Raw genomic sequence first — 18783 nt, 5'->3', positions numbered from 1 at the left:
CGATCAACCTAACCTGGCACTACCATGAAGTACCCGATCACCCGTAACGGCCCGCTACATCGCTCCTTAGACGAGTACATTTCGTTTCGCGAGGTACGCGAGAGGTTCGGCTTCTATGCGGTAAAAACGGGTCGATGGGTCACTGCTGAAGAACAGGGGCAAGCCGCGGTGCATTTTTACGATGCACTCTGTGACCTGATGCATATCCTAAGAGTTCCCGAGCCTGTCATTTCTCTGAGGGGCTCCATTGCGCTGCATTTCGGCACCGGAGGTCGCCCCGGCGTTGCAGCACACTACAGCCCTCAGGAACGTGCTTTTGCTCTGGCCAAAAATGCCGGGCCGGGCAGTATCGCCCACGAATGGTTTCACGCCTTCGACCATTACATTGCACAACAGGCCTTCTCAGACCTGCCGACGAACAGTTTCGCATCACCAGAATGGCTCAACCAGAAAGCCACACCAGTAGCTCACCCTCTCAACGACCTGTTATTCGCTTGCTTCCGGGCGGTCATCCTCGACCCTACCGGCGACGCCCCCAGCGATCTTTTCAGCGCCTCTGCAAAAGCCGACCGCTCATCAGGCATTCTTTACTACTCCCGCCCAGAGGAGATGACTGCCAGAGCGTTTGAAGCCTTCGTTCAGGACGCGCCCATCAAGAATAACTTTCTGGTCAAAGGCACAATAAAGTCACGTGAGGCGGAGTTGGGCTTATACCCCTCCGGCCCCCAGCGGCAGAGAATCAACCAGGCCTTCGCTTGTTATTTCTCCGCCCTTGGGCAGGCGCTTTCTCCGCGTTCAGATCAAAAGCGCTGACGGAAGCCAACACTGTAAAAGTTCACCTCTTCCGAGAATGCTGTGAACATTAACTCCACGAACCCCTCTCGCCCAAGAGGGTAATCGGCCCCCAGGCTCCAGGCCGGCATCGTGGCAGATTCTTTATCAATATTGAGGCCTTTGTACCCTTCGTATTTCATTCGGTTCATTCCCACCTTTACCTGAGGACGGAAGCCAGCGTACTGAATCGCCTCTGGACGATAACCGACGAACACCGCCTGGCTCTGATAACTGACCCAGCCAGTACCAACACCCGCATCACCCAGTTCGGTATAAGCAACTTCAGCACTCAACTCGCTGTTCAGGTGATAACCGGCGTTGAGCTGAAACCCGAGGCCTTCGCGGTCGGTCAGGTCAAGATCAGGACCAACGATGTTCGTATCGTATTTACTCAGACCCACCGCAGTACCGATACTCCAATGGCTGTTGTCCGGCTCTGCTTTGGCAACCTGAGCAGCCAGCAGTAGAGGCAGAGTAGCAGCCAGTACTGGGCGACGACGCACAGCTACCAGCACTAAGCCCAGCGCAAACAAGGTGGCCAGACCAGCACTGCCGACACCAGTCGATACTTCAACGTCGTTATCAGAATTCACTGAAGCATCAACATCGTCATCCACCCCATCACCGTCGGCATCATTGTTGCCCGGTGCCTGACCATTACCTGGTCCCGGATCAACCGGCAACGAGATATCATCATCGATACTGTCGTGAATACCGTCGTTGTCTGCGTCGTCATCAAGATAATCGACCAGCCCGTCGCCATCGAGGTCGGGTAGTTCACGATCATCACGCACACCATTGTTGTTGGTGTCGGTACCATAGGTCACGCCATTGATTTCGGCATCAAAGCCGTCATCAATACCGTCACCGTCGGCATCTTCGCCAGTGAAGAATTGCGCAAGCTCAGCGTTTTCTTCGATGTCTGAGATATTGTCGTTGTCATCATCCGGATCAAGGTGATTCGGGATACCATCGCCATCGAAGTCTTTGGCAGAGCCAAAGGCGCCGATCGCGTTATCAACAACATCCATTAAGCCATCGAGATCAACATCCGTTGTGCTATCGAGCTGACCATCACCGTCCTGATCCAGTGCCGCGATCATGGTTGCTGTGAAAACGGCAGACTGGCTGATATCACGGTCTGTACCATTACTCAGTAGTTGCAGGACGTCTGCACGGCCATCGCTGTCTGTATCCGGCAGATCATTGGCATCCTCAATAAGGGCAGTGCCATCATCGACCAGGGCATCGTCATTGCTGTCGTTCAGGCCGGCTTCTATGACATCCGGCACACTGTCGTTGTCCGAATCGATATCCAGAGAGTTGATCAGGCCATCACCGTCGGTGTCGACTTCGGCAGTTTTGGCTGCGAGAACCGAGGCCGCTCCGGAAACCGCACCTGGAGCTACTGGTGTACTTGTCGTATCAGCCGCGAAGTAATCCACCAGCTCTTCCAGAGTATCCAGCTCGTCGATCACACCATCCAGGTTGGCATCGCTGAAGTCTCCTGACTCTGGATAGCCATCGCCGTCCCGATCAAAGTCGAAGAGATTTACAATGCCGTCGGCATCATCGTCATCCATTTCCACCAGAGCATCGATTTCAAGGTTATCGCGAATACCGTCATTATCGGCATCGACATCGTCGCGATCATCGATGCCGTCACGGTCGGTGTCCTTAAGGCCATCGTCTTCAACCAGATTCGGCAGGCCGTCTTCGTCATCGTCCTGACCTTCCATAATGGTATCGACCAACGCTTCCAGTTCGCTGAGTTCATCAATATCGGTCATCGTTACCTGCTGACTGACGGCACGATTCAGAATCGACATAATGCGGTTCAGTTCGTCATCCGTCGGGCCACTCAGACCAACATTACGGTAGTCATCAAACGACGCTGGCGTCGACGGAGAGCCAACACTGTCGCCGATGTTGTTCCAGGCGTTCTGCTCGATGCTGATAATCACACCGGTCAGAGCAGATGTGACATTTTCGGCATAGCCTGCGTCATCGGTATATACAGCGTTAACGCTTAACTGATTCCCCACATCGCTGGCTTGCAGTGTGTAGGTTTCGGCATTGCCAACACTGTTTCCGTCAGACACCCAGTCGTAGGTAACGGCTCCACTGACGCCATCGCTGTCTGAGAGCTGAGCGGCCAGAGTCTGGCCTTCAATCTCATCACCGCTAATCGCAATCGTCGGTACGTTATTAGTATCGACAGAGACAGACGCGGAGGCTTCGTTGCCATTGGTCGCAGCGTCTTCTGCCACATCTGCAGCGATACTCAGGTTCACCGGAGAACCGACTACATTTGGGGTGACTTTCGCAGTATAGGTCGTGCCAGAACCGGCAAACTCACTCAGGCTACCGCCTGCTATCGTGATGTCCCCCGCCACAAAATCAGACACTGCCTCGCTGAAGGTCACCGTAATATCGAATGGGTCAGGTGACGCCGTCGGTGCAGTAATACTGACGGTTGGCTTTGTAGTATCGACCGTAAAGGCGGCAGACGTGGCCGGAGCTGAACTGGCGTTGCCCGCACTATCCTCGGCGCTACCGGAGGCGATATCAATAGCAAGAGTACCGTCGCCACTGAAGTCGCTCAGAGTAACGGTTCTCGACGCTGGTCCACTTCCTGTCACGGTAATTGTTCCGGCGGCCGCATCTCCCGTGGACGTCAGGGCGATGTCATCCGCACTCAGACTGATACTGTCAGCATTGGTGTACTGAACCACGTAGGTGATGGCGGTATTCGATGTCAGTGTCGCCGATGGCGCCTGAATGTTCACCGCAGGAGCCGTGTTATCGACGGTGTAGGTTTCATCCGTCGCAGGCTCAGTCGCTGGCAGTGCATTGCCCGCTAAATCAGTGATCCCCGACGCTGCAGCGAGGTTAAGCCCAACCGTTCCATCGAGTGCTGCAAGATCACCACCGCTGGCGGTTACCTGATACAAGCTGTCGGAGATCTGTGCAACAGCAATCGCTGCAGTTGTACCGGCGAGTGAGAAGTCATCTGCTCCAACACCGGAGACTGCTTCACTGAGCTGTACCCGCCAGGTCAGAGAGTCACTGGCGGTGGTTTCGGCCAGCGGGTTATAGCGACTGATCGATTGCACTACCGGTGCCGTGGTGTCCACACGATTAGCTGACGTATCAGGCACGCTCGTGATCGTCAGATCCAGCGCGTTGCCTGCGGCATCAGTCATATTTCCGCCGTTGAGGCTGATCGCTCCGATAGCAAAACCGTCGCTGTCGTTATCTCCCGGCTGTACCGTGTAACTGAAGGCGATACGGTCAGAGCCAGTACCAGCGCTGTACACCGCAGCAACGGTTGAGCCACCGATGTCCAGAGCAATGGAAGGCGCTCCGGAGACAGTTACTGCTTCGCCGGCAACCGCGGTGATGGTGATAGTTTCGCCCGCCATCGCATAACTCGGCGCCGTCACTTCAAGTGCTGTAATTGAAGGCGGTATGGCATCGACTGTCATAGCTGAGGTGTCAGCCGTTGGCAGGCCGCTCAGATCGGCAAGAGTCCCCGCCGCATCGGAGATAACACCACCATTGGCTTCAATGCCCGTAACACTGAGGCCATCGGCATCGAGATCGCCGGCCAGAGCGGTATAAGTAAAGGTCATATTGGCTGCGACAGGCGCTGACGCCATTGCGTAGCGCGTGACGCCACCGACATCAAGCACCAGACGCGGGGTTCCGCCGGCGCTGTTGAGACTCACACTTTCACTGAAGGTCAGTACAAAGGTGTGTGAATCTCCCTCGGTGATCACGCCTGAGGAGGTCGCTGTCAGGGCTGTCATCGTCGGTGCCACTGCATCGGCCAGTACAGCGGATGTGTCCGCAACGCCATTCAGCGTGGTAACTATTGCATTACCTGCAGAATCCAGCGCATTGGCACCTTTCAGATTCAGACCCACCACAGAAATACCATCGGTATCCAGATCGCCGATCACCAGGGTGTAACTGAACGTCAGGCTGGCAGTGCCGCTACCTGCGGTCAGTGCCGCTTCACGCGTGACCCCGCCGATATCGAGAGTCAGAGCTGGCGTTCCGGCTGATACGTTGACCGCTTCTGAAACAGTCATCGTAAAGTTCAGCGTGTCATCAGCTACGTAAGTTCCTGCCGTTGGTGCGGAGACCGACTGAACCTCTGGCGCGATAGCATCGACCAGTACTGCAGAAGTATCAGCAACATTATTCAACGTCAGGTTAAGTGTATTGCCTGACGCATCGGTCAGTGCACCACCGTTGAGGGCCAGTGCCCCGACGCTGACACCGTCCGTATCAGAATCGCCATTCTGCACTGTGTAGCTGAAGGTCATCGCATTTCCACTGACGCTGCTCAGACCTGCCGAGCGCGTAACAGAACCCACTGAGAGCTCCAGTGATGGCACACCACTTGCGGTGTTTGCCGTGATCGGTTCGTCGGTATTCACAGTAAATTCAAGCGTCGTGCCTGAAACATAAGTGCCGTCCGCAGGCACCGCAACAGCAGTGACCACAGGCGCCAGGCTATCCACCAGCACGTCCGTCGTTGGAGCAACCGCGTTCAATGTCAGATTCAGAGGGTTGCCAGCCGCATCAACGAGCGAGCCACCCGCAAGATTGAGCGTTTCCACACTAATGCCATCTGTATCAAGCAAGCCCACAGGTATGGTTGCGCTGAAGGTCAGAGCAGAGGTGCCGTCACCGCCTGAGTAAACCGCATTGAGCGCAGTGGAGCCCACAGTCAGCGCCAGTTCAGGCGTCCCTGAAACCGTCACGTCTTCGTTGGTGTTTACCGTAAAGGTGAGTGTATCCCCCTCGCCATAAGTGTCATCTGCCGGAACAGACACACTGCTGATCTCCGGAGCCAACGCGTCCACAGTGACTGCAGAGGTGTCTGGCGCCATGAAACTGAGATTCGCCGGGTTGCTGGCGCCGTCTCTGATACTTGCACCGTTCAGATTCAGCGATCCGATGGCAATACCATCAGAATCGTTATCGCCCGTCTGGACTGTGTATACGAATACAGCAGTGCTGCCCGAACTCTCCGCCGCCACATAGGCTGCATTGCGTGAAGTACTGCCGATCGTCAGAGAAATCGCTGGGGTACCACCAGCAGTATTGATCAACAGGTCTTCACTGAACGTCAGGCTGACTCGCAGCTCATCACCTGTGGAGTAAGACCCGTCCGCCGGAGCCTGCACGGTTGTCACGGTCGGAGCTACCGCGTCGACAATAACGCCAGACGTATCAGCAACGCCATTGAGCGTTGTCACCAATGAGTTACCTGAACCGTCGACGGCTGAAGCACCCTTGAGATTAATACCGGAAACAGTAATACCATCAGTATCCAGATCACCTGTGTCGACGGTATAGCTGAATGTCAGGTCTGATGAACCACTGCCAGAGACAAGTGCGGCTTCACGCGCTACTCCTCCAATCATAAGGCTCAGCACTGGCGTTCCGCCCGATACCGTCACTGCCTCAGACAGGCTGACCGTAAAGTTCAATACATCATCTTCAATATAGCTGGCAGCGGCCGGCGAACTGACCGATTGCACTTCCGGCCCGGCCGCATCAACAAGCACGCCACTGCTATCAACCGCACCCACTCCCAGAGCCAGATCATTTCCAGCGGCGTCCTGCAGGGTCGCACCGTTAGCCACAACAGTGCTAACGGAGATGCCGTCACTATCCAGATCACCTGCAGTGACGGTATAAGTAAAGGTCATATCTGTGCCCGAAGCACTAACCATTGATGCCTGCCGGACGGTTGAGCCAATGACCAGTTCAAGAGAAGGCGTACCGCCCGAAATGGTCAGCGCTTCCGATGCCGTGACCGTAAAGGTCAATACATCACCCACAGTGTACGTATCCGCCGCCGGCACAGAGACACTGCTGACAACGGGCGCCAGACTATCGACAAGAATGCCGAACATCGGGTCACGGCCGTTCAGCGCCAGTTGCATCGCATTGCCTGCGGCATCCGTCATGGTACCGCCGTCCAACACCAGCTGGAGCACTTCAACACCATCGGTATCCAGCAGACCTGGACCGATAACTGCGTTGAATACCAACGACTGTGTACCAGAACCACTGCTGTAGGTCGCTTTGACGGTCGAATGACCAACCTCCAGGTTAATTGCCGGACTGCCGGTCACATTAACGACCTCGTTGGTGTTCACTGTGAAGGTCAGCGTGTCGCCAAGGCCATAGGTGCCATAGGCGGGAACATCGACGGTGGTGACCATTGGAGGCGTCAGATCAGACGTCACAACGAAGGTGCCCAGAGCCAATGTACTGGCATTACCCTTGGTGTCTTCCACTATCAAGGTACAGTCACTGTAGGTGCCGTCAGCCAATGGCGTGGTATTGTCGGTCTGCGTCAGGCGTACAGTGTAAGTTCCGGGCGTTTTCAGCCCGGCATCCGCCACGCCACACGAACCGCCCCCCGACAGGTAGCCGGCTTCGTTCGAGGAGTAGGTGACTTCCGGACTGTGATCAGTGGTCGGTGATGTAACTGGGGTGACCAGAGTGAGTTCCGGAGCCAGAGTATCAATACTCAAAGTCACAGTAACAGGTGCCGAGCTATCTACCCCACCATTAGCGGTACCACCGCTATCGGTCACAGTGACGGAGTAGTAAGCGTAGCCTTCCGCATCTGCTGCGGGAGTAAAGTGAAGTTCTCCCGCCGGCGTAATGGATACACCAGACACGACATTATTCGCATCAAGTGTCTCTACCGCCGAATAGGTAAACGTCTGGCCAGCTTCATCAGAACCGCCTCCCGGCTGCGCTGTCGCATACCCCGGAATGGACCGCTGTGAGCCTCCTGTGCCACTGACACGCTGCGTCGACGGAACAATCAGCGTTGGTGCATCGTTCACTGGAGTAATAGTGACATTCACAGCACGACTGTCGGTCGCAGATCCGTCATTGACGGTAACGGTAAAGGTATCACTGCCTGTGGCATTGGCGTTCGGTGTGTATGTGACCGACGTAGGTGAAGCACCGGTCGTCGGCGCCGACACTGACCCCGTTGCGCTGGCGGTGCCTTTTGTTGCCCCGCTCGCTGACCAACTCAGCGTACCTGTTGCACCGGTTGCCGCAGCGAAATCCGCAGCGCTGAGTGCGGTAAGCCCGGCATCCTCAAGAATGCTCAGCGGCACTGCGCTGTCACCGCCAGTCATTTCCAGTGGATCTGGCGCTACACCCGTGTCGATAAAGAAAGTGTCACTCCGGGAATTACCATTGCCATCGGTAGCCGTTACGGTAATGGTCGCGCCACCTCCACCGACCACATTACTGATAGTAATACGATAATCATCGGAAGCACCCGTACCAATTCGCGCTACCGATATATCCTCAGCACGAACCGCTGCCTCATTACTGGATGCAACTGAAAAACCGACAGAAGACTGGTTTTTATCAACGACTTCAAAAAGCTGAGAGCCAGAGTTACCAGGGAGTATCGTCATGTCCTCCAGCTTCTCGTGCTCAGGGCGGAATTTGAAAAACGGGGGTTGAGTGTCCTGACCAGGATTCCAGTTGGCATTGTAAATACTGGTACAAAAAAACGAAGTAGTAATAGGGAAACCGGTTGAGAAGTAATACGGTGCTCCACTTTTCGTGCAGCTAAGAAAATCCTTTCTGCCGGTCAGATCATCCAGGTCGCCACTTTCATATCCGACCCTTTCATCGCCAACCGATAACAAATCATTGCTGGCCAGAAAAGCGAGCGCGTCCTGATCAACCGTTCGAGAAACAGCCCGCGCATTTGCACCGCCCCCAAACGCGGAGAATGCTCCTGCCGCCTCTGGACGATGGTGTTGCTCAACCTGAGAAACAACAGCGCGCTTATTAAGGCCATTCCGACTCACACTGGCTAAACGCGAAGATGCATTGGCCATTGATGCAGAAAAAGGCGCAGAGAAAGGCACAGCCATGGCAATCACAGGCGCGATAGCTTTCAATGGCGCCGACGTTCCTGGTCGTTTCTTATTGGGATTGTTATCCATAATAAATCCTTCAGGTTGGGAGGCCTGGGTGAGAAAAGTGGTTCCGCATTCTCGGGTGATCAGGCTCGATCACTTCCGGAAAGCTGGTGTTATATAAGATGGCGATGTCGTATATCTGATCAACATTGCCCTGAAATTTAATGGTGCCGATCACTTCGTGCGTATCGAGGTTAAACAGCCAGATACCTGAGCAGGTTTTCTCGGAGTCTTCGGTCACCAGACCGGGGCTGGTCACATCACTCTGACGCTTGCGGGATAGGCCGACAAACATAATGCTGCCGTAAATATCGATCCCCCGGGTAAAGCCCGGCAATTCTGCAATCACTTCCATTTCACCCGTGTCAGGGTGATAGCAATTGAGATGACCCAGACCCGAATGACAGAAATAAACCCGGCCATTGTGCCAACGCGGTGAGTGAGGCATTGCCAGTCCACTGACCACCACTTCATTGCGTTTTACGTCAATCAGCGTGCCCGTATGCTTGTCGCTGTCACGCCACTGTTTGCGGTCTTCGTATTGGGAGAAGGTGGTGACATACGCAGGTTCACCATCGCGGAGCGTCATGCCATTTAAGTGGCAACGGTCTTCTGGCGTCAGCGTTTCAATAAAGGGGGGCTTCCACTGAGGCACAAAACTGTAGGAAGGATCGATAGTACAGAGACATGAAAAACTTGAATTAACCGCCCACAAACCACTGCTTCCCCATTCGATGTCATGGATATTAATCATGCCGGTGTAGTGAGTTGAACGGGTAATAAAACAAGCATCGACGCGTGCGTCGACCGGTTTCAGTTTTTCAACATAGATCTTATTCGCCAGCCGCTTTTCGGCGTCGGCCTGTTTCTCTTCGTCGTTTTTATGGGCTCGGGGCGCAGTGATGTCCTGAGCAATATCCGGCAGGGGTTTCTTAATCTGCTCAAGCAGGCCGTCTTCTCGCTGGAATTGAATAATCTGAGTAAAGGTACCGAGTATTAGCCCCTGATCGGTTGCCGTCAGGCCCATTGGTCGGGGGAATTCTTTAAAGTTGATTTCCAGGCTTTCTCCGTCTGTACGAACCAGCATCAGACGACCGGCCTGATAGGAAGTAAACGCCAGAGAGATATTCAGATGCTTAAGGATCGCGGGGATATTTCCCGAATACGTAAACGAGAAATCAGTCGCGCTCTGCGCAGTGTCCTTCTGTGCAGAATCTTCCTGCGGCTTCTGCGTTTGGGGCGTATCAGTCATGATTCTGGCCCCTGCAGACTGGACTGATATTGAGACAAGCGTTGGAGCAGTCGCGCAACCAACTGATCAAGAGTAAGCGACGGGTCTTGTGAGAGAAGCAGGGCAAAATAGCCACTGACCACAGCCGCAGACAAGGAAGTGCCACTGAAACGTCCATAGCCGCCCGGCACCACTGCAGGTGCGGTCTTGCCATAAACGTATGCATCCACTGACTGTCCATAGTTGCTGAACCTCGTCCTTTGTCCCTGTCCGTTGCCTGCGCCGATAACCACAGCGACCTGCAACTGGGATTCCGAGTCATCCCCAGTCAGTTCCACGCCACTGTTTCCGGCGGAAAATACCACAGCAGAGCCTTTTCCTCTGCGGCCATTTTGCGCCAAGTCTGCAACAATATCAGCGACAGGCTCCAATAACCATTGAGAGCGCCAGCTAGCGTTAACAATGTCAGCTTGAGACAGTTTAGAGAGGTAGAAACTGAGGATCGTATGACTCGTCCAGGTATCCGGCTGACGGATAGCTATCAGGTTCGCCTGCGGCGCGATTCCGTCAATGCCGACGCCATTATGAGCAGCGAATATCGTGCCCGCGACTCTGGTTCCATGCGAGTCATCCCCTCCCCCTGGGCTTACATCCTGTGAACGGCTGGCCGTGTCGTAACTGAAAATCACCTGAGTGTGCGTGAGCTCCTCATGCTCCAGATCAAAACCATCATCAATAACGGCAACGCGCACCCCTCGCCCTTGAGGAGTCGCCGGCCACAACTCAGGTATACCGAGCTGAGTGAGATAGGCGGGAGGAGTCGGCGCCGGGACGTCTGTTGCATGCTTCTCCCGCAGTTGCAGGATATCTGGCTGCACCAGACTGATGCCCTGAACCTTAGACAACGAACGGATCACTCCGGGAAGGCGGTCTTTTATTCCGACATTAACGGAGTAGTAGACGGCGTCGTCCATGAGGTAAAGCTCACTGACAGCCTCGATACGCGAATCAAGCGCCTGCAGGGATTCGCGAGTAAAGCCATTTGCCCGAACAATCAGGCGATCAGACAAACTTACCTGCAAATCTTTGCCACTGACCCGGTACACGCCTGCCTGGGAGTCATTGGCGGAAGGCACTAAGCACCAGACCTTACCGAGATTCGGGAATGGCAATTCGCACCCCATTGAAGGGGACGAAAATATAACGAGCAACAACAGTAAACTACGCATTATTTCTCTAACCAATCAAACTGAAAGAGGGGCCTCCCTGCCCCTCACTCGTACACACATCACTTATCGCGATTAAGCCTCGCCGTTAATCCTTACCGTTAACTCTGGCGATTAACTGCGACTTGGGTAGAGCCCCACCAGCGCGATACAAAAATTCATGCCCATCAAAGGCTGACGGTTTTCGTGCGCCTGGCTCCCCCCCATCGAACCGATGGCCTCGGTTGCCATCACTGTATTTTTCGTCGATGCGGTGTTCAGGTACACGATATTGTCGCCAGTCGACGGTCTGTCTATCGCCATCATTCTGGTATTCGATGGTGACGCCTCTGTACCCACTGTCTGAGCCCCGTAGACGACGTGCTTATGGTTGGGAAGTTCGGCCTCTGTGAGCGTGACTTCATTAACGCCGGTTGTTTCTCCCAGGCGACGCGCCGTCAGACCAGGACCTCGCCCCGGATGCATCGGCGCACGGCCCTGCAGGTCCGGCAAGGCAAGTGTCGTACGACCGTCACCACCATAGGTTGTACCCAGAATTGAGAACAATGCCGTATTCTGAGCAATGGGTAGTAACTGCCCCTGACAGAAGGCCCAGCCACGAGGGGCAAAGTTGCAGCCAAAAATACGGATTTCTCCGATAAATGGTTCAGACATAATAAAACTCCTTTTCAGTGCCGCGAGGGATAAATACCGACCAGGGCCATAATGTAATTAATGCACAGTGACGGCATCATATTCTCATGCGCTTGTGAGCCACCCGTCGCACTGACTGCATCGCTACTGAGGCTTTTGATTTTGTCGACTGATGGCACCTCAACGTAAGGAAGGTCACCATCATTATGAGACGCTACAACATCACTTGCCGGGTTGTTGCTATCAGCGATATTGGCCGACCCCAGATATTCGTGATTGTGACTGGGAATCTGATTGATGGTCAGGTTCACCTTCTCACTGCCGTAACGCGCACCCAGGCGGCGCGGGCTTAACCCCGGCCCTTGCCCCTGGTGTACAGGCAAGCGACCGCGCATATCCGGTAAAGCGAATGTAGTGCGGCCATCACCGCCATAAATCGTCCCGATCAATGAAAACAGCGCATCATTCTGGCTGACAGCCAGCAGCTGACCATCACAGAAAGCCCAGCCACGCGGAGCGAAATTTCCGGCGAACATACGAATCTCGCCAACAAATGGTTCTGACATAACTGGCTCCTTAATTACGCGATGGGAAAAGGCCCTGCATCGCAATGCAGAAATTAACGACGAGGGATGGCTGTTCGTTATTGTGCGACATAGAACCACCAATATAAGACACCGATTGCGATGCGAACGAGACCAGGTTCTGAGGCTCTGCATAGTAATCCGTTGGTGAACCATCATCGACTGCGGACGCTAATATATTGCCATCAAAGGACTTGGTCGTGCCGCCTTCTGTCGTCGCATTCAATGGATGTCGGTGTGCTGGCATATTGGCACCCGTGAGGGTCACGGTTTCTACCCCCTCACCTTGACCCTGGCGCAAGCTTGCATCCATCCCCACTGGTGTCCGGCTACGGAGGTCAGGCAGTGCAAATGACGTACGCCCATCGCCTCCGTAAGTCGTACCCAGCAATGAATACAAAGACTGATTTTGATTAATAGGTAAAATCTGGCCATCGCATTCGGCCCAGCCACGCGGCGGCCAGCCGAATCCGAACATGCGGATTTCACTCAAAAAAGGTTCTGCCATTCTGATCTCCCTCTGTTTACTTTATTCGTGGTTTTACCCACACTTTCTTCCTAAGAATGATCCTGGTAATCAAGGAACTACCAATGACCAACCGAGCCTGGGAAAGCCGCATCACACTCCGTTCTGTCCGCGACAGTGATTATTCGTTTATGGAGTCGTTGTACCGCACCACCCGCGAAGCGGAACTGGCGATGACGCCCTTTAACGAACAACAAAAAAACCTTTTTATTCAGCAGCAGTTTTCGGCACAGACACAGCACTACCACAGTCATTACTGCAGCGATCATTTCTGTATTATTGAAATTGATGGTCGACCTTCCGGTCGTTTCTTTATTGATTACTGGAGCAATGAAATCCGCATTGTTGATATTGCCATCCTTCCAGAACACCAGGACTCTGGCGCAGGCAGCTACCTGCTGCAGAACATAATCGAAGAAGGTAATGAGAAAGGCCTGCCGGTGAGAATTCACGTTGAGCAGAATAATCCGGCGAAAAAACTCTATGAGCGCCTGGGCTTCAAGGAGGTCAGCCGCTTTAATGAGGTCTATGTTCTGATGGAGACGACGCCCGAATTGATGTCTGTCTGATCTGCATCCATGCATAGATGATTCCTAACGCTTCCTGCTGATCACTGCCTGATACTCGGTCGGGCCGTGCGCAGTAATAAAGAGTTCGCCACTGCCAATCGCCTCGTGCGTGAGCCGATACATACCCTGCGGTACCCGAAAATCATCCTGCCCCTCAAGCGAGACCGCAAACGCTTCCCAGTCATCACCATCCAGCGCAGTACGCTCAACCTCTGAGATGGTCAGGCGCACGGAATTGTCAGCCTGGTCCGATAAAGTCACTTGCTGGCCGAGCAGAGATTCCATTGAGTCGTATGTGATTGCTTCCATAAATACGTCCTGTAAAACACAACACAGGTATCAGACGCACTACGACTGAGAGTGTCAATGGACGACAGATGACGATTGTCCACTGCGATGCGATATCCACCACGACACAAAGCCCTGTTACGCCACAATCATGCATATGTCTCATACGAACTAAGCATATCCGCTTGGATGTCACCCTGACCGGATCACTCGGTGAAACGAACATGTGCACCGGCCAACAATTGTCCGTAGTGCATGGAAGGCGTACACTGATCCCAGATTTACGCCGAAGCCCGGCAACCTTCATCCCATATGGATATGGTTGACGGGCCGCGACCCGGACTGAGGAATCCGCCTCAGCTCTGCAGGTTCGCCGGGTTCGTTGGGAAACTGACGGGCCTCCCGCGCTTGGAAAGGTGTACCCATGACATTGCAGGACCATCACGGTCGGCGCTTTAACTATCTGCGCCTGTCGGTGACGGACGTGTGCAATTTCAGCTGCAATTACTGTTTGCCAGACGGCTACCAGTGCAGCGATAGCACGCCCCCGTTGTCGGTGGATGAGATACGTCGCGTCGTGACCGCATTCGCCCGCCAGGGCACCCGGAAGATCCGCATTACCGGCGGAGAACCCTCCGTGCGCCGCGATCTCCCAGAGATTATCCGCACAGTCGCAGCCGTGCCGGGTATCGACGACATCGCACTGACCACCAATGGCTGGAAGTTACCCACCTTCCTTCCCGGCTGGATTGATGCTGGCCTGACACGCCTTAATGTCAGTATCGATAGTCTCGACCCACGGCAGTTCAAAGCCATTACGGGTCACGACCGCCTTCAGGATCTGCTCGATGGACTGGCGATGGCTCATGAGAGGGGGTTCGACGACATCAAAGTAAACGCCGTACTGATGCGTGGCCACAATGCCGACCAGCTACCGCACTTTCTGAACTGGATCCGGACGACCCCTGTGTCACTGCGCTTTATCGAATTGATGCAGACCAGCGACAATCAGGAGTTCTTCGAAGAGAACCATATCAGCGGTGACAGCATCAAAGCTCAACTGCTCGATTCTGGCTGGCAGGCGGCACTTCGTAAGTCCACCGATGGCCCCGCTCAGGAGTTCTGGCACCCGGACTACGCCGGGCGCATCGGATTGATCATGCCCTACAGCAAAGACTTCTGCTCCAGCTGCAACCGACTCAGGGTGTCAGCGAACGGACAGCTTCATCTATGTCTCTTTGGTGACAAGGGCTACGACTTCCGTCACCTGCTCGGCAGGGACGAGCAGATCACCGACGTCATCGCATTCCTTCAGGACAGCCTGAACGAGAAGAAAGCGACACATGCCTTGCACGATGGTGATACCGGAGTGCGAACGCACTTCGCGGGCATTGGTGGCTAAGTTGGTGGCTGAATTGCCAGTTAAGCTGAGGGCCCACTAATGAAACAAACAGCAACTGCAGCCAGCGAGCAGATTACCGCCGTTATCCTTGCAGGTGGAAAGTCAGAGCGGATGGGACGCGACAAAGCGCAGCTGATTCGGCCTGACGGCCGCTCGCAGCTGTCATTTACCGCCGATTGCCTGAGAGAAGCTGGCATCGAAGATATTTTAGTCAGTGGTGCCGGTTTAAACGGACTGAAAAGCATCAAGGATATTTACCCTGAAAAAGGACCTTTGGCAGGCATTCACTCAGCCCTTGCTCATTGCAAGCCAGACACAGACTCCCTGATCGTTGTTCCGTGCGACATGCCCCTGCTGAAATGCGATGTATTCTCCAGCCTGCTGAAGAGTAGTCAATCGACTGCATTTGACCAGAGCTTTTTCCCACTGATCATTCGCAATCTGGAACAAGCAAAAGAAGTCGCTGAAAATATTTTATCGAGTGACCAGAATCCTTCAGTCCGTTCTTTTCTGAAAAATATGAAATGCGATTTTATATCTTCAAAAAATACAGTCCAACTCAAGAGCTGCAATACACCAGAATCCTGGAATGATGCATGCAATTTACTAAATAATTATAGGAATTAAACGATGGTAAAAATGTTCAACGATGATTTTATGCGTCTTAATATTTCTGTGCTCACAGTGTCTGATTCACGAACAGAAGAAAATGATACAAGCGGTGATTTTTTAGTCGATTCAATCAAGAGTTCAGGGCACAACTCTGTTGAGAAAAAAATCGTTGTCGATAATATTTATAAAATTCGCGAATCGCTTTCTACATGGATCGCCGATGACCGGACACAAGTCATTATCGTCACGGGAGGTACAGGCTTCACCGAGCGGGATTCGACACCCGAAGCCGCAGAACCTCTCTTCGATAAAAAGATCGACGGATTTGGAGAACTGTTCCGCCAGCTTTCCTACGAAACCATCGGCACCTCGACCATTCAGAGCCGGGCAACGGCCGGTTTAGCCAATGACACTCTGATCTTCTGCGTGCCAGGCTCAACGAACGCCTGCCGTCAGGCCTGGGAGCAGATCATTTGCCAGCAACTCGATAGCCGCCACAAGCCGTGCAACTTCGCCATGCGCCTGAAAAAGGTAACCCAATGATGACTGAGTTCTCCCACGTCAACGCCCGTGGAGAGGCCTCTATGGTCGATGTATCGGGCAAAGAACCCACCGTTCGCGAAGCCAGAGCAGAGGGCTATGTCACCATGCAGCCGGCCACATTGCAGGCTATCGTCGAGGGTAATCATCACAAAGGCGACGTGTTTGGCGTAGCGCGTATCGCAGGCATTCAAGCGGCAAAGCAGACCAGTCAGCTTATCCCGTTATGCCACCCATTGATGCTGAGCAAAGTGGCGGTGGATTTTGACGTAGAGCCAGATAACTCGCGAATACGGGTCCATAGTCTTTGTCGGCTAACAGGGCAGACCGGCGTTGAAATGGAAGCGCTCACTGCGGTTTCAGTTGCAACATTGACCCTATTTGATATGTGTAAAGCCGTCGACCCCGGAATGATCATCGAAGGCATAAAAGTACTTGAAAAATCAGGCGGAAAGACCGGTCACTGGGAGAGATCCTGATGATACGTATATATTTTTTTGCAAAAATTAAAGAAGAACTTTCTCTTGATTTTTTTGATCTGGATATAAAAACACCCTGCAGCGTTTCTGAAATCAGAAATTCATTGATTTCTGAATTTAACAGTCACAAATATTTGTTCAGCATCGACTATTCGATATGCGCAGTAAATCAGGAATTATCTGATGATAAAAAATGTGTAGAGAGTAATGATGAAGTTGCTTTTTTCCCTCCAGTCACAGGAGGCTAGAATGAGCAACAAGACACCTACTGAAAACATTAAAATATCCATTCAGAAAAGTGATTTTTCGATAGAAAAAGAAAATAATTTTTTGAGCAATCAAGCCCCAGAAACCGGGGCTGTCGTCACCTTTACCGGGCGTGTCCGCGAGTTCAGTGAGCAACCTGATGTCACCGGGCTCTTTTTAGAGCACTACCCCGGCATGACAGAGAAATCATTAAAACGCATCATAGAACAAGCCCAGCAGCGCTGGGACATTCAACGTATCAGTGTCATCCACCGAATCGGCTCACTGGCCGTTGAAGATCAGATTGTGTTTGTTGGTGTCAGCAGTGCGCACAGAGAAGCTGCTTTCGAAGCTGCCCGTTACATCATGGATTACCTGAAGACTGAAGCGCCTTTCTGGAAAAAAGAAATCACCCGATCTGGTGAGCACTGGGTTGAGGCAAGAGAAAAAGATCAGACAGCCCGGGCGCGCTGGAGCGCCCCGGACTGAAACCAAACATCGGATCAGTCCTGCAGACGCAGGTTACGCGTTGCACCTTCTAATCGGTCAGCGTTGGTTTCATTACCCAGTTTAATCATCAGGCGCAGATCGTTCGGCGAATCAGCATGGGCGATCGCGTCTTCATAGGTAATCTCACTCTGCTCGTAGAGTGCGTACAGCGCCTGGTCAAAGGTCTGCATACCCAATTCTGTCGAGCGTGCCATCAGGCTCTTCAGCTCGTGCACATCGCCTTTACGGATCAGGTCCGACACCAGGGGTGTATTCAGTAAGACCTCGACAACAGCACGACGACCACGACCATCAGGCGTCGGGATTAACTGCTGCGCCACGATCGCTTTCAGGTTCAGAGAGAGGTCCATCCAGATCTGAGAATGTCTCTCCGGTGGGAAAAAGTGAATGATACGATCAAGCGCCTGGTTAGCGTTATTACTGTGCAGAGTGGCAAGACACAGGTGGCCTGTTTCAGCGAAGGTAATCGCGTGTTCCATCGTTTCAGCCGAACGTACCTCACCGATCATGATCACGTCCGGTGCCTGGCGCAGGCAGTTCTTCAACGCAATTTCATAACTGTCCGTATCCAGACCAACTTCACGCTGAGTAACGATGCAGGTTTCATGCTGATGAATAAATTCGATCGGGTCCTCAATGCTGAGAATATGACCCTTACTGTTGCGGTTGCGGTAGCCAATCATCGACGCCAGCGAGGTCGATTTACCCGCCCCTGTTGCCCCCACAAACAGCACAAGGCCGCGTTTAGCGAGCGATAATTCTTTAATAACTTCAGGTAAGCCGAGCTGATCAATGTTCGGAATTCGCGTTTCAATCCGGCGTAGCACCATCCCAGCGACATTACGCTGGAAGAACGCACTGGCACGGAAACGACCAATCCCCGTGGCGTTGATCGCGAAGTTCAGCTCTTTCCGTTCTTCAAACTCGGCCTGCTGCCTGTCATTCATCAGGCCGTAGACAATTTCTTTCGCCTGCTCGGCACTGAGGACCGTTTTGTTGAGAGGAACCAGTTTGCCATGGACCTTCATGGACGGCGGAACGCCCGCCGTAATGAAGAGATCGGATGCGGTCTTTTCAACCATTAACCGCAGAAACTTATCCATTGACACAAT

At 53.3% G+C, this 18783-nt stretch carries 16 protein-coding genes and 1 riboswitch; of the genes, 8 read left to right on the top strand and 8 right to left on the bottom strand.

From position 1 onward, the window contains the following. The first annotated feature begins 24 nt into the window (after positions 1-24). Positions 25-813: a CLCA_X family protein gene (locus tag BW941_RS04925; RefSeq protein ID WP_076514518.1), complete on the top strand. Its 789-nt coding sequence runs from the start codon at positions 25-27 to the stop codon at positions 811-813. On the opposite strand, the gene BW941_RS04920 is transcribed toward BW941_RS04925, so the two are convergent. From BW941_RS04920 to BW941_RS04895, 6 genes are all read right to left on the bottom strand, one after another. Continuing rightward, positions 801-8849 (bottom strand): Ig-like domain-containing protein, encoded by an 8049-nt coding sequence (locus BW941_RS04920; protein ID WP_076514517.1) that lies wholly within the window; start codon positions 8847-8849, stop codon positions 801-803. The two genes, BW941_RS04925 and BW941_RS04920, sit on opposite strands and share 13 nt — an antisense overlap. A 10-nt stretch (positions 8850-8859) precedes the next feature. Continuing rightward, positions 8860-10077 carry a TIGR03032 family protein gene (locus BW941_RS04915; protein WP_076514516.1) on the bottom strand — a complete coding sequence of 406 codons (1218 nt, stop codon included), beginning with the start codon at positions 10075-10077 and terminating at the stop codon, positions 8860-8862. Beyond that, positions 10074-11285: a S8 family peptidase gene (locus BW941_RS04910; protein ID WP_084188637.1), complete on the bottom strand. Its 1212-nt coding sequence runs from the start codon at positions 11283-11285 to the stop codon at positions 10074-10076. Before BW941_RS04910 ends, BW941_RS04915 begins: the two co-directional genes overlap by 4 nt. A gap of 111 nt (positions 11286-11396) precedes the next feature. Then, positions 11397-11936: a phage tail protein gene (locus tag BW941_RS04905; protein ID WP_076514514.1), complete on the bottom strand. Its 540-nt coding sequence runs from the start codon at positions 11934-11936 to the stop codon at positions 11397-11399. A gap of 14 nt (positions 11937-11950) precedes the next feature. Further along, positions 11951-12481: a phage tail protein gene (locus tag BW941_RS04900; protein ID WP_076514513.1), complete on the bottom strand. Its 531-nt coding sequence runs from the start codon at positions 12479-12481 to the stop codon at positions 11951-11953. A gap of 10 nt (positions 12482-12491) precedes the next feature. Beyond that, positions 12492-13007 carry a phage tail protein gene (locus BW941_RS04895; RefSeq protein ID WP_068436344.1) on the bottom strand — a complete coding sequence of 172 codons (516 nt, stop codon included), beginning with the start codon at positions 13005-13007 and terminating at the stop codon, positions 12492-12494. Positions 13008-13090: 83 nt separating this feature from the next. On the opposite strand from BW941_RS04895, the gene BW941_RS04890 reads away from it, so the two are divergent. Then, positions 13091-13594: a GNAT family N-acetyltransferase gene (locus tag BW941_RS04890; protein WP_076514512.1), complete on the top strand. Its 504-nt coding sequence runs from the start codon at positions 13091-13093 to the stop codon at positions 13592-13594. Between the two features lie 24 nt (positions 13595-13618). Here the strand turns inward: BW941_RS04890 and BW941_RS04885 are convergent, their stop codons facing one another. Beyond that, positions 13619-13903 carry a DUF6916 family protein gene (locus BW941_RS04885; protein WP_076514511.1) on the bottom strand — a complete coding sequence of 95 codons (285 nt, stop codon included), beginning with the start codon at positions 13901-13903 and terminating at the stop codon, positions 13619-13621. A 251-nt stretch (positions 13904-14154) separates the two neighbouring features. Beyond that, a riboswitch (molybdenum cofactor riboswitch) is annotated at positions 14155-14317 on the top strand. Between BW941_RS04885 and moaA the strand changes: the two genes are divergently transcribed. The 6 genes from moaA (at position 14307) to moaE (ending at position 17650) form a co-directional block, all read left to right on the top strand. Continuing rightward, a complete protein-coding gene (gene moaA, locus BW941_RS04880; protein WP_076514510.1) occupies positions 14307-15284 on the top strand; it encodes a GTP 3',8-cyclase MoaA in 978 nt (325 codons plus the stop codon). Its footprint overlaps the riboswitch before it by 11 nt. Positions 15285-15323: 39 nt before the next feature. Next, positions 15324-15911 (top strand): molybdenum cofactor guanylyltransferase, encoded by a 588-nt coding sequence (gene mobA, locus BW941_RS04875; protein WP_076514509.1) that lies wholly within the window; start codon positions 15324-15326, stop codon positions 15909-15911. Between the two features lie 3 nt (positions 15912-15914). Further along, positions 15915-16439 carry a molybdenum cofactor biosynthesis protein B gene (moaB, locus tag BW941_RS04870; protein ID WP_076514508.1) on the top strand — a complete coding sequence of 175 codons (525 nt, stop codon included), beginning with the start codon at positions 15915-15917 and terminating at the stop codon, positions 16437-16439. Beyond that, positions 16439-16915, top strand: a complete 477-nt coding sequence (gene moaC, locus BW941_RS04865; RefSeq protein WP_076514568.1) for a cyclic pyranopterin monophosphate synthase MoaC — start codon at positions 16439-16441, stop codon at positions 16913-16915. The genes moaB and moaC overlap by 1 nt, the downstream gene beginning before the upstream one ends. Next, a complete protein-coding gene (locus BW941_RS04860; RefSeq protein ID WP_076514507.1) occupies positions 16915-17163 on the top strand; it encodes a MoaD/ThiS family protein in 249 nt (82 codons plus the stop codon). The genes moaC and BW941_RS04860 overlap by 1 nt, the downstream gene beginning before the upstream one ends. Position 17164: 1 nt before the next feature. Continuing rightward, on the top strand, positions 17165-17650 hold the full coding sequence (moaE, locus tag BW941_RS04855) for a molybdopterin synthase catalytic subunit MoaE (protein WP_076514506.1): 486 nt from the start codon (positions 17165-17167) through the stop codon (positions 17648-17650). A gap of 14 nt (positions 17651-17664) precedes the next feature. Here the strand turns inward: moaE and BW941_RS04850 are convergent, their stop codons facing one another. Continuing rightward, on the bottom strand, positions 17665-18774 hold the full coding sequence (locus BW941_RS04850; RefSeq protein WP_076514505.1) for a PilT/PilU family type 4a pilus ATPase: 1110 nt from the start codon (positions 18772-18774) through the stop codon (positions 17665-17667). Between the last annotated feature and the right edge of the window lie 9 nt (positions 18775-18783).

Source organism: Thalassolituus maritimus, from assembly GCF_900156675.1.
Taxonomy (GTDB): Bacteria; Pseudomonadota; Gammaproteobacteria; order Pseudomonadales; family Oceanobacteraceae; genus Thalassolituus; species Thalassolituus maritimus.
This window is presented reverse-complemented; position numbering and strand designations above follow the sequence as displayed.